General features: G+C 34.3%; 9 protein-coding genes. 2 read left to right on the plus strand and 7 right to left on the minus strand.

Features of this window, described 5'->3' with window-relative positions:
• Positions 1-23: 23 nt before the first annotated feature.
• The 4 genes from O3616_RS08610 to O3616_RS08625 form a co-directional block, all read right to left on the minus strand.
• Entirely contained in the window at positions 24-251 is a 228-nt protein-coding gene (locus O3616_RS08610) for a hypothetical protein (RefSeq protein WP_049551685.1), read from the minus strand.
• 165 nt (positions 252-416) lie between these two features.
• Complete coding sequence (locus tag O3616_RS08615; RefSeq protein WP_049492311.1) at positions 417-644, minus strand: hypothetical protein; 228 nt, start codon at positions 642-644, stop codon at positions 417-419.
• Between the two features lie 163 nt (positions 645-807).
• Complete coding sequence (locus tag O3616_RS08620; protein WP_371638637.1) at positions 808-1,188, minus strand: rhodanese-like domain-containing protein; 381 nt, start codon at positions 1,186-1,188, stop codon at positions 808-810.
• A gap of 4 nt (positions 1,189-1,192) precedes the next feature.
• Positions 1,193-1,456: a YqgQ family protein gene (locus tag O3616_RS08625; protein WP_371638638.1), complete on the minus strand. Its 264-nt coding sequence runs from the start codon at positions 1,454-1,456 to the stop codon at positions 1,193-1,195.
• 63 nt (positions 1,457-1,519) lie between these two features.
• Here O3616_RS08625 and O3616_RS08630 point away from each other — a divergent pair, with 63 nt between their 5' ends.
• Together O3616_RS08630 and O3616_RS08635 are read left to right on the plus strand one after the other, a co-directional pair.
• Positions 1,520-2,428 carry a LysR family transcriptional regulator gene (locus O3616_RS08630; RefSeq protein WP_042750500.1) on the plus strand — a complete coding sequence of 303 codons (909 nt, stop codon included), beginning with the start codon at positions 1,520-1,522 and terminating at the stop codon, positions 2,426-2,428.
• Positions 2,429-2,479: 51 nt separating this feature from the next.
• The gene (locus tag O3616_RS08635) at positions 2,480-4,357 is read left to right on the plus strand and encodes an N-acetylmuramoyl-L-alanine amidase (protein ID WP_371638639.1); all 1,878 of its coding nucleotides are present in this window, start codon (positions 2,480-2,482) and stop codon (positions 4,355-4,357) included.
• Positions 4,358-4,388: 31 nt separating this feature from the next.
• On the opposite strand, the gene O3616_RS08640 is transcribed toward O3616_RS08635, so the two are convergent.
• The 3 genes from O3616_RS08640 to O3616_RS08650 form a co-directional block, all read right to left on the minus strand.
• Positions 4,389-4,706, minus strand: coding sequence for a hypothetical protein (locus tag O3616_RS08640; RefSeq protein ID WP_004269832.1), 318 nt, complete (start codon positions 4,704-4,706; stop codon positions 4,389-4,391).
• Between the two features lie 251 nt (positions 4,707-4,957).
• Positions 4,958-5,869 carry a DUF6287 domain-containing protein gene (locus tag O3616_RS08645; RefSeq protein WP_371638640.1) on the minus strand — a complete coding sequence of 304 codons (912 nt, stop codon included), beginning with the start codon at positions 5,867-5,869 and terminating at the stop codon, positions 4,958-4,960.
• A 601-nt stretch (positions 5,870-6,470) separates the two neighbouring features.
• The gene (locus O3616_RS08650) at positions 6,471-12,962 is read right to left on the minus strand and encodes a S8 family serine peptidase (RefSeq protein WP_371638641.1); all 6,492 of its coding nucleotides are present in this window, start codon (positions 12,960-12,962) and stop codon (positions 6,471-6,473) included.
• Between the last annotated feature and the right edge of the window lie 456 nt (positions 12,963-13,418).

A 13,418-nucleotide genomic window follows, 5' to 3' on the forward strand; every position in this document is an offset into this window, starting at 1 on the left:
TTTTAAAGCTTTTTTAATCTTCTTTAACTCATGTGTAAGATAATTCCAACAATCCAGTTAAGAGCAGAAAGAACAATACCTACTACAGCTACAATTCTTTCTGTTTTATAATCAAGTCCAGATTCTTTTTGAAGTTCGTTAGCATACAAAATACCAGCGATACCTAAAAGAATACCTCCCAAAGCAAATAATAAACTCATAACAATAGACAGAATACCCACCAAAAGTGGATTTTTTTTCTTTTCTTGCATTTTCTAAAAACTCCTTAAACTAAACACAAATGAATAATACCATAAAAATCGGCTTTATCAATTGGGTGAAAAATGTTAACACTATGTTATCCGGTTCTTGAACCGAGAAGAGTGGATAAAACAAAAAAGCTTTTAAAAATAAAGCTTTTTTTGTTAGAATCCTGATTAGTGCATCATTAAGAGGAGTCCTGCAACCCAGTTAATTACAGAAACTACAATCCCTACGATATTAAGAATTCGTTCTGTTTTATAGTCTAATTCAGATTCTTTTTGATGTGAATTAGCCAAGACTAGACCAATGATCCCCAAAACGAGACCTACGATTGGAGATAGCAAACCAAGAACGATAGATAGGATACCTAAAACAAGGGAAGATTTCTTCTTTTCTTTCATATTATGAAACTCCTAAAATTATTACCACTAAATTATAGCAAAAGAAATAGGTTTTGTCTATATAATACTATAAGTTTTTTTATCATATTAATTATAGCAGCTTCTCAAAGAAACGTCCACTTGTCTACCCAAAGCGGAACTTAGTTTGAGAATTTAGCTTATGTTAATTAGTCTTCACTTTTCCATTCCAAGAATCCAATCCATAAGAAAGGATATAAATCTCAGAGAAACCTTGTTTTTTCAAGTAAAGTGCTGCATTGGTCACTCGTTGTCCACGTTGATTTTCGTAAAGCAACACTGGTTTATCCTTACGAAGGGCTGCAAGACTAGTCTTCAACTGACTTGAAGGAATATTGCGAGCACCAAGGATATGTTTTCTGTGGAATTCAGCTGGGTCTCGCAAATCAATCAATTGACCTGTACGAATCAAGGCTTCAAACTCCTCATTGTCTACGATTTTAGCCGCACGACGAATACGGAGATAGTTAAAGCCCATCCACGCCAACATTGCTAGTATAAGTGCCAACAAAATCCAAGTAACCATTAGTTCATTTCTCCATTTTCTCAATATAATCCAATTCTACCTTGTGCTCTCTGCGAAGAACCGCTTCTGCTTCTAGATAGTCTAATTTGTCCATCAACCCTGCATCGTAAATTCGAGAGAGCTCCAACTTCATCAGTTCAATATCATATAAGCGTTTTCCCATGTAAACGATAATACCAAATCGTTTAAGGAATTGCTGCACATCATAGAATGTTTTCATAAGACTCATTCTAGCAAAATTTTGTGTTTTTTTCAAGAAGAGAATCACACAATACCCCTGATTTTCCTATCTTCTTTGGCGATTCTGACGCAAGTGTGGTACAATAAAAACATGAGAATTCAACAATTACATTATATTATCAAAATCGTCGAAACTGGCTCCATGAATGAGGCAGCCAAGCAACTCTTTATCACTCAGCCAAGTCTTTCCAATGCTGTAAGAGATTTGGAAAATGAAATGGGCATTGAAATCTTTATCCGCAATCCCAAGGGCATTACCTTGACCCGTGATGGGATGGAGTTCCTCTCTTATGCCCGTCAGGTTGTCGAGCAGACCCAGCTTCTGGAGGAACGCTATAAAAATCCTGTCGCCCACCGCGAACTCTTTAGCGTTTCCTCCCAGCACTATGCCTTTGTAGTCAATGCCTTTGTTTCTCTACTCAAGAAAAGCGATATGGAAAAATACGAGCTCTTCCTTCGTGAAACTCGGACTTGGGAGATTATCGACGACGTCAAGAACTTCCGTAGTGAGGTCGGTGTCCTATTTTTTAACAGCTATAACCGTGATGTTTTAACCAAAATGCTGGATGACAACCACCTCCTGGCTCATCATCTCTTTACCGCCCAACCGCATATCTTTGTCAGCAAGACCAATCCTCTGGCCAAGAAAGACAAGGTGAAACTGGAAGATTTAGAAAACTTCCCTTACCTCAGCTATGACCAAGGAACTCATAACTCCTTCTACTTTTCAGAAGAGATTCTCTCGCAGGAATACCACAAAAAATCTATCGTAGTCAGCGACCGTGCTACCCTCTTTAATCTCTTGATTGGTTTGGATGGTTATACCATTGCGACAGGGATTTTGAACAGCAACCTCAACGGAGACAATATCGTTTCTATCCCACTGGATATTGATGACCCAATTGAGCTGGTCTATATCCAGCATGAAAAAACCAGCCTATCTAAGATGGGCGAACGCTTTATAGACTATCTACTAGAAGAAGTTCAGTTTGATAGTTGAGAAATCAGCAAGATTTTATTATAATAAGCAAAAAAACAAAAGGAGTTTAATATGAAAAAGGTTTTACTTGCTAGTGCAGTTGCCTTATCTATTTTAGGATACACTCAAACAACTGCCCAAGCTCAAGAAAATAAAGCAGAGTCAGTACGAGAAAATGTAACAATTCCTCATTCAAGTACTTCAAAAATCGAAAACCAAGAAAAATCGAAAGAGAAGGTCGAAAAAACAGACAATTCTTCTAAAATTGATGATAAAGAAGAAAAAATAGAAAAAAAAAATCCTGCTACAGAAGAGAAGAAGTCTGAAGTAAAAAAAGAAGAAAAAGTTGAAAAAGTCAAAGAAGGTTGGCAGGAAGAAAATAATAACTGGCGCTTTTACGAACACAACAAACCTGTTACTAACTGGAAAAAAATCCAAGGAAAGTGGTACTACTTCAATAAAGATGGCCATCGACTAAGCAATACAACCTTTGATGGTTATGTTTTCAATAAAGATGGAGTGATGGCTGAAAACGGTTGGAACTTTATCAATGGAAAATGGTACTTCGCTAATTCTTCTGGAAAAATTTCTCAGAATAAATGGGAGAAAATTGGTGGTGCTTGGTATTACTTTGACAAAGATGGAATCATGCTTAGTAATACAACTTTTGATAACTATTTACTGACCAAAAGTGGAGCTATGGCCACAAACGGCTGGGCAAAAATCGACCAAAATTGGTATTATGCCACATCCTCTGGAAAAATCTCTCAGGACAAGTGGGAGAAAGTCAATGGTTCTTGGTACTACTTTGATAAAAAGGGAATCATGTTGAGCTCAACTACATTTAAGGGCTACCTATTTAATAACAGTGGTGCTATGGCTGAAAATAGCTGGGTAAAAATTAAAGATACCTGGTTCTATGCGAACGCATCTGGAAAATTTGTCCAAAACAAATGGGAAAAAATCAGCGGTTCTTGGTATTCTTTTGCTCAAGATGGAGCTATGTTAGCCGATAAATGGTCGGGAAGCTATTATCTAAAAACCAATGGAGCCATGGCTGATAATGAATGGATATTTGATAAAAACTATAACAGCTGGTTCTTTTTGAAGCGTGGTGGAATGTATGCATCAAAAGAATGGATTGGAGCTTACTATCTCAAAGCTGGTGGTTATATGGCTAAAAAAGAGTGGATTTACGACGACACTTATAAGGCTCGCTACTACTTAGATGATAATGGACATTATGTTTCCGGAACTTACAAAATTGACGGTAAAGACCATCTATTCCACAAAAATGGTCAATGGATTTCTGAGGTCTCAAAAGAAGTTGGTTTTGTAAAAGGCCAATACAGTAGAACCATCTTTTTAGATCCAGGACATGGTGGAAGAGACTCAGGTGCATACTATTACAATGTCGCTGAAAAAGACCTCAACATGCAGGTGTATCGTAAATTACGCAAAAAGTTAGAAGAACTTGACTACAAAGTTCTTACTTCACGTGATAGTGATATTGATGTAGATTTTGTTACAGAGCGTTCTCGTATGGTTAACAAGACTAACTCTGATATCTTTATTAGTATTCACTTCAATGCGACTGGCAGCGCGTACTCTAGAGCTAGTGGAATTCAAACCTATTCCTATAGTGATGATCCTGATTATCCAAGTAAAATCAACCCATACTGGCATAACCATCCTGACCGTATGAGTGAGAGCAAGCGCCTCGCAGCAGCTATCCACTCTTCATTGTTAGCTGAAACTGGTGCTAAAGATGCTGGTTTATTGGAAAGAAGCTTTGCCGTTCTTCGAGAAACTGCTAAACCAGCCGTCCTCCTAGAGCTTGGTTATATAGATAATTTCGCTGAAAATCAACAGATTCGAGATAGCCACTATCAAGATAAGCTTGTAGCAGGTATCGTGAAAGGAATTCAAAAATATTACGCTGGTAAGTAAAAAAGGGTCTCGAGAAATCTCGAGGCCTTTTCTATTTGTCTTCTTTTGTATCTTTATCAGGAAAGAGGTATCCAATACCAATGCAAGCTAGTACGCCCGCTCCAATTACCAAGCCACTTGAAATTGGCAAAAGGTCTAAAATTGCATTTGCAATGATAAAAGCAATAATTAAACACATCAGACTAGCCTTGTAGTCTTTTTTCAAAAAATTCTCTAGAGTGAAAAAGAGGAACAGACCTACCGGAATCAGTGACCATAGGTTGACATCCAAACTTGGCCATCCAACAGAACCAAAATACAAAACCAAAGCTGAAACTAGCAAGAATCCAATACCTAATAATTTTTTCATTTTTATCTCCAATTTCTTTTTTAGGAACTTGAGTTATCTGTTATCGATCCTTCACGTCCCTTATAAAAATCATTATAGCAGAGGTCAGTTTCAAGAACAAGTTCTTTTGCCTATCTGGTCTCTATATCAGTCTAAGTGGTTGAAGTGTTAAGATAAAAGAAAAGAAGCCCTAATGAGCTTCTTCATTCTAGCGATTGCAACAGTATTTCTAAACTAAAACAATCGAAAGTTAGATTCTAAACTAGTTTTTTCTAGTTATTATTTTTCTTTTCCTTAGATTCTAGAGAAGTTTTGACTGCTTCACTATCAGCCTGTAGTTGAGCTAAATGCCTCTCCTCTTCCTCAAGTTTACTAGTATCTGGTTTTACACGATAATAAACATCTTCTGGTCTCGACAACATCGCTTCATATTGCTGTCCTGCAAACAGTCGCTCCTCGTCATGATTGCTTTTATCTGTCAGTTTTCCATCATCACCAGGTTGCATGACAACTCCACTTGGTACGGCAACTACCACAAATCCTCCTGCGACAGAACCTTTAGTGTGTGCACTTAGACTTTCAACTTCTTTAAAGTTGGAATCTGAACTTCGATTTTTCAGATGAGAGTAACTATTGTCCAATTCAACAGTATATTCAAATTTTTGACCATCTCTAAAGCTAGTTATATAAATTTCACCAGACTCATTAATGACATATTCATTGCCCGACGGTGTACGCCATGTGCCTTTCAAACTAGATAAATCATTATTTCTTAATGCTTCAATATCCAGTTTCGGAACTGCAGTTTCTTCTTTTAGCTTGCTAACTACCTTCTCTGACTCAGAGACCTTGCTATCTAAACTGGTTAGCTGTTCCTTGAGTTTTTGAATCTCCTCTTCTTTCTTCTTCTCATTCTCAGACGCTTTCGAAGTATCTATCGCTTCTTTACTTGTGTTCTCTTTTTTAGCAACTGAAGAAATGGCTTCATTTGACTCTTTCTTTGCGTTAGGTGAGAATAAGAAGAGGCTTGCTAGGATTGCAACGACCAAGAGACTAATGGCAATGCCAATATAGACTTTTATTTTAAAAAACTTGCCCCTAATCTTAGATGGAGAAGTTCCTTTCACTACCTTCGATACAGTTGATTTCGGACCATTTTTCTCTTCAAAATGTTTCTTAGTCATAGTATTCCTCCCATTTTTCACTATATTTCACCTATATCTTAAACAAATTCGTAAGATTTGTCAGTATCCATGAATGGATGGATTTTCAAAAGAAAACCAATCAACTAACCCTTAAATATTGGCAGCAATAGAATCATCCATTAAACTCTATATCGAATTTATTAACATAAATTATACCATAATTTTTAAGAATTTTATATATTTTTATAGTCTAACTATGATAATGAAAAGGAGCTATCCTTTCATATTATTCACTTATATTATGTTTATAAAAAATCTAATAGGCATATTTACTTATCATATTTCATATAGCCTGTACTTCATCAAATAAATCTTGAGTTTTTACTACAATTGTAAAAGCACAGTTTTTAATATATAGTTCGATACTGTATTTTATGAAATTGGTAAAATCCAAAAAATCTTCCTATCTGTAATAAGAAGATTTTTTGTTATCTAAATGAAGTCCATTAATACATTCTAAAAGTGTATAATTATCAATGTAAACTTAAGAATTAAGTATTAAATAGTAATTGTCAACAAACTGTTTAACCATCACAGTATCTAATCTCAACACATAAACATTTTTTCTATAGATTTTGTCTTAATCTTGATCTTTTTTCTTCAATCCAAGAAGTGCTCCTACTATAAACAATATTCCAGCAATAAATGGTGTAAGAACTGCTCTAACTGTTCCGGTTTTTGGCAACCTGTCAGAATGGTTAGTATCCGACTTACTATCAATGTTAGTATGTTTATTAGCTATGTTCGCTTGTTTATTAAGATAGACTTCCTTCTTATTTTCAAAGTTTTTATCAAGAACTGTAGTTGTAACATCCTTAGTTGAATCAGATTTTTGTGAATGATTTGCTCTTTGTAAGTCCTCTCTTCTATGACTTTGATTTAATTGACTATGACTTACCTGTTTGTTATCTTTCTTTTTGGATACATCAAAAGTAGGTTTATTTTCCTCCTCCTTTTTCTCCTCTATTTTCTTGAATACAGGTTTTATAAGTGTATCTTTTGACACATTAATAACATAACCAGCATCTTTTTTCCCTTCGAAACCAGCAATTTCCCAACCATCAAATTGATATCCTTTTTCTGATTCGCCCATATAGACAGGTAAAATGAAATCTTCTTCCGCCACTATCGTTGAACTCATTTCTTTTCCATTTTGAATGGTCACAGTTACCATCTGAGGTTTTAATTCGCTCACCTCTCCCGTATCTTTGTTTAAAATGAATTCTTTTACGGTTGTATTTCTTGCAAAATCTTTTACAACTATCTTAATGTTTAGTGTCTTATCTGCTATTTGTTTAATATCAGCAAATGATTTGTATTCTTTTCCATTTACATAAATATGTTGTTCTTGAATCTCACCATCGAATCCATTATTTCTTTTATCATTGATATTAAAGACTACAGATTTTCCCTTAGCATATTCGATACTAGTATTTCCCTTAGGATCAATCTTTACTTCTGGTTTAACATTATCATATAAAAATTGATAGTGTACTCCAACTGCTTTCGCATTCAAATCGCTATAGCCAGTTTGAAGATAAACATTTCCATCCATGTCTGTTACCTTATCTGGGAATCCGTTTGCTTTATAGTCTTTCATCCCCCAGTCCATGATGTCACCGTCTTTAACATTAAGCTTAATGTTAAAATCTCTAGTGTTATCAATGTGTAAATCTCCGTAGATTAAATAATTATCTACAACCGATTCATTAACTCTCAACTCCCAGTTAAAACCACCCTTATCAGAAATCTTACCTCTTAAATAGAATTCTGGATTTCGTACATAAATTTTATTAGATTTAGATGGATTAAAGTAGTTCTTGTCCATTGAAAGATTTACTGGTTTTGCATCAATAAATAACGTAGAGCCATCTTCTTTTATAGCTTCTACATTGGACTTATCCTCTCCTGTGTACTCTTTACCATCCTTACCAAATAATACCAGTTGAGAAGAATCTGTCACAAGATTTCCATCTTTATCGATTGCTTCCCCTTTATCATTCATTTTAAAGGTAAACACTTGATACCTTACAATGTTAAAGCCGTCCAAAGCCGACATTAATACGGATTGAGTACTTCTTCCATCTTCAACATTTCTACTATCAGCATAAATTATTTTTTCTGATAAAACTCTTAGATTAGGATTGGCCTTTTGGATTTTTGCTATATCTTCCTGGCTATAGACTCCATTTCCTTCTAACATATCCGTTTTTCCAGGATTATAGGTAGTCACTTTTAGTGCATAGCCTTTTCTTAGAATGATGTTATCCTTTAATAGATATTGTTGTTTTTCTGAATCAGAATAGATCTTCCCTGTTTCCATTTCCGTTAAATTGGTTGGTTTATTTTTTGAAAGATCTCCTTCTCCTAATTCTATTACATTCCCATAACTTGATGCATAGGGATATTCTGTTTTAGTTTCCTTATTTTTTTCAGGCATTCTAATTTTAGTTTCAGCTTTTATCTGATCATCATCTTTAACAAAGAATCTCATATCTCCTGCAAAAGCTAATCCATCCACAATATCATTAATATTAGCGTATAAATCAAATGTCATCGTTTTTGAATGCGAATCATACTTGGTCGTTTTGATTTCTATCGATTTATAGTTATTTCCATAATATACCTTGGCATTTTTAGAAACATTACTTATCTTTCCAAGAATTTCAAAGTGTCCATCTTTAGACGGGCTTAGAACACCATAAATTTTTGATTTGATTTCGTCAAGTTTTTCAGTTTCATATTGTAAGGCACTACCATCGTCATAAGCAATGATATTTCCCTTATCATCGTATTTATAATCGTATTCCTCTGTTCTCTTACCAGTTTCACTTGTAAAGTCATCAACTTCTCTAAATTTCTTTTTAATGAGTTTCTTTAAGTCTTTGCTTTCAAAGTCTCTAATTGTTGAAATGGCTTTATTGATAGTAAAGCTAGATTTTTCTTCGGTAGCCTCTTCATTGTCTTGATGATGTTCTACTTCAGTTGCATCTTTTTTAAGACTATTCTCTTTTCTATTTTCTAAATGTTTAAATTTAGATTCGGCAATCTCGCCAAGCTTTTGGTATTTAGATGAATCTTGATCAGGATCTACTAGATAATAGGAAATCATCCCCTTTTCATCAGCATGATCAGCAAATTTAATTCTATGAATCTTTGTGAAATTGCTAGAGCCATCTAGTGCAATGACTTCAATGATTTTTCCTCTTAAATCTCCTGCACCTTTAATTTCATAAATGGTATTTCCATCTTTGTCAAGTTTCCTATTTCTTCCTTGACCCTCACCTGCATAAGTTACTTCAAGATTTTTTTCAACCTCTCCATCTTCATTAACAAGAGCGGCTCCTGCATACCAAACTTCGTTGGCAATCTCGTCAAATTTTTCAGGATGTTCTTTCTGATCTCTCGCAAATAGCGTTTCATTCTTGTATTGCTCTTTTACCTTATGATAAGTATCCTTTGTAATCAACTTAATTTTTTCAGGATTTGAAAAATCAACAGAAACAATCTTAGGTGCTGTGTTATCAATTTTTACAGGAATATAGGAAACCTGCCATGGGTAATCTTTAGTTAATCTATATTTAAATTTATAGAAATATTGACCTTCTGCAATTGGCTCAAATTGACCTCTTATCTTAGTAGCAGGATCTTTGGTATCCTTGCTTTCTGGTGCATTTTCTTCTCTACCTCTAGGGTTATAAATGAGTCCATCCCATTTCAAGTCACCCCAAACTTTTAGTTTAGAAGATTTGATTCCCTTTGCATCATTTCTTTTAGAGTTTAAAATTCCTTTAATAAAGTGTTCTCTCGAAATGACTTTTAAGTCGATTTGATTTTCTCCCTCTTTATTTGTATTCACTATTGAAATCAATCCTTCTTCTGCACTTCTTAATACAAGTGGAGAAGGTGTTAATCCTCTCTCAAGTTGAGCATCTTGAGGATTTCCATTTGAATCTAAAGGATAAATTTTAGCAATCTTAGAACCACTTGATGATGGTGCGTTGATCCCTTCGTTATTGAAAGCAAATAATTCTGGATTTTGATCTAGGGATGTTGTATTTTTATCTTTTCTATTTTGTATAACTCCTGCTGGATTAAATTTATCTATACCATGTTCTCCACCAATCCCCTTATTTAAGGTTCCTGGAATTTTCGGTTTACCATCATCATCATAACCTTCCATTGTTTTTGATTTTGAACCTTCTTCCCAAGCCCATTTATCAAGGATTGGTTCGTGGTTCCAATTCCCAGCAAATCCCATTAGAGGCATCGATAAAGAAGGTTGGAAGTTTATTTTCTTCCCGTTGGAGTTCAGAGCTTCCATTTCTTCCACTGACTCAAAATGAATAAATGATTCTACAAATTTATTTTTATTTTTAGCCTCTCCAACGTTTATAACCGCATTTAAATCAAAGCTAGAATTTGGTCCTATAGTGAAAGTGTCATGCTCAAATGTAATATTTGCTCCTTTGACTTTTTCTGGGTGAATTTCTGGAACAATTTGCTTCCCATCTGGAGATTTTTCATCTTTATATGTTTCATCCAGTTTGAGTCTGTCAGTTAGAGCATCTGTAGTTACGGTTGATGCTGAAACTTTAAAGGTCAAAGGTCTGTTTGATGTATTGTGAAGCTTAATTGTAAAATATTTTTTATCTCCTTTTATTTCTTTAAGAGAAATAGAGCCATAAGAGTTTACCAACCCTTTAGAATCCGTGTTTTTAAAAGTCGCTACAACTTCATTTCTCAATGCATTGGCCACATTAATTAGCCCTGCCCCCTGTTGTCTAGGTGATGCAAAGTATTGACTTTTTTCTTTCCAAGACGTTGCATCCATCATAGGACGTGCAGTATTTTGTAGGGCTATTTTTGTAAGACTTGTAAGATCTATTTTGTCATCTCCCTTAAGATTTTTCAATACAGGTCTTTCAAGCATTTCCTTTAACTTTGGTCTAATCAAAACAGTAGAAGCTGCTACAACTGGAGTTGCCATACTAGTTCCTGACATATAGCCATAAGTTGATTTCCCATTAATGACATTAAGAGTGGATTTAATGTTTTTACCAGGTGCTGAAACATCAGGTTTTAAAAGTAAATCTGTTCTTGGCCCCCAAGATGTAGACCCTGCTGGGACTATAATATCTTCTTTATACAGTTCTTTGTCGGTGTCAGGTGCAAACTTAAAGTCAATCTCTTTTTCGTCACCTACATTCGGTTTATTAGAATTATAGCTTGCCATATCAATTGGATAGTATTGCTCCAATTTATCTTTAAAATCTTCTTTATTATTTCTTTTGACTTTAGTTTTTTTATCAGGGTTAATCATATTCCATAGCTTTACACCATCATCTCCTGAAATTGAGAAAACTTGACTAGTAGTTCCTTCATCCTCCTCATATCCCATAGCTGGGAGCTCTGTCCAATTATCTCTATTGTAGTAATTTACAGTATTTACAACCATAATGGCGCGTGCGCCCTTATCCGTTGCTCGTTTAAAAGCATTTTTTAAATCCTTTGTATAAATTCTATCCATTACTGCAATTTTGCCCTTAAGATCCAAACCTATCAAATCTTGGTCTTGACCTTTGCCTATATATACAAATTTCAATTTACTAGGAGCTTTTGAACCATCTTCGTTTGTTATGATTTTATTCTTATCGAAAAAGGCCCCTATATTTCTGTATTTAAAACTTTCTCCTCCAATCTTAACTTTGTCAAACTCAACTGTTTGATTTTTAGCAGAAGCAACTGCTATCGCATCTTCATGTGCTGCAGTTCGTGTTACATTTCCAGTGTCGGTCATTTTCAGATTATTATTTGCCACTAAATCCCATGAAGAACTTGAAGCAGAAGTTGCATAGTTACCTGTAGCTACGACCATTGGAATGCCTGCTTTTCTTAACGCTCTAATAGCTTGCCAATATTTCTCACCTACAAGGCCCGTTCCTGTAAAGCCAGATGATACCGAAACAACATCAACATTGTGTTTGATTGAATCTTCAATAGCATGAAACATTGTTTCATCTCCTGCGAAGCCAGACCCTGCGTCAGAGTACATTTTATAAGAAAAAATCTGTGCATTAGGAGCAATTCCATCTATTCCGTTAAAGTTTTTGATATCTTTTTCAGTATCATTTCCCGCAAGAATCCCAGCAATATGCATCCCATGTGGATCAAAATAATCGCTTCCATCATCAGCTTTTTCTACAGTAATTTTACCACCATTATAATAATTGAAAGCATGAGGAATTTTATCGCTCAACCAGAAATTTTTATCAGTACCTTTTAAGTCTTCTTTTTTAAATTTCATTGAGCTTTTGGCATCATCATCGATTCTCATAGCTTTATGTCTATAATCAGTCCCAGTATCGATGTTTGAAATGACCATACCTCTACCATCAAAATTTTTACCAAATGGTGCATTGATAGATTTTAGGTAATCGATTGCCTCTTCAACTCCAATTTCTTTTCTAGCATGATTCATCATAGGTTGGACTTTTTGTGATCGTTCAACCGATGAAATACCTTCTATTAGTTTAATTTTGTCCAGAGTATCTTTGGTTGTTTCAATAGCGCTACCGTTAAAAATTCTATCATAAGTATATAAAACTTTTGTATTCTTAAGATTTGATAGTTCCTTGATTGCTTTTTCTCCAGATTCTTTATCTTTAAATTCAGCAATATAGACAAGTCTATCTTCTTTTTTGGGATTTTCTGTGTCTTTACTTGCAGACGAGTTTGCATTATCTCCTTTGTATTGATTGGAATCTTCTTTTTTGATTGTTGCTTTTTCATTGTTAGTTTTATTGTCTATCACAGATTCTTTACTAACAACTTCTTTTTCCTCAATAACTGTTGTTTTCTTCTCTTCAGTATCCTTTGAAGTTTCTATAGCATTATGAATATCTTCATGTTTTTCTTTGTTTTCTTTTTGTTTATCTACTACTTTTTCTTTATCAGAGATACTTAAAGCATCTTCAGAACTAGATGTATCTGCTAAGACTACCTCATTAGGGACATATGCTGCTAAAATAACTGCAGCTGTGGTTAATGACAATACTGTACTTTTTTTCATTTTAATTCCTTACATATTTATTTAACTTCCAATAGATAGAAAACTTTAACTTTGCTAGCCTTTGTTATAAAAAGTTTTACTAAGTATTATCTAGGAAATAGAGTAGTACATTTATATATAATTGTTAGCTCTCTGAAAAATAGTATATCAATTAAAAAAATTTAAGTCAAGAAAAATTAAGGGGTATTAATTTTATTTTTAATATGTGTTAAAAAAGATATAAAAATTTCGTACTTAACTGAGATACATTATAAGCAAATTCACACCATCAAAAATAGTAGCAATCAAGTTGAAGCACTACCAGAGTTACAAAAACAGACATAATTGATGCAATAACAATGTTGTGTAACAACATAAATAACCGATAAGAACTAGGCTTAACGGTTATTTTCTATATATAAATTTTTCAGATATTCAATCATTTATTCACCTGTGACCTAGGCTTCACGAGTGCCT

This window comes from Streptococcus sp. 27098_8_86, from assembly GCF_041432595.1.
In the GTDB taxonomy this organism is placed as follows: Bacteria; Bacillota; Bacilli; order Lactobacillales; family Streptococcaceae; genus Streptococcus; species Streptococcus pneumoniae_F.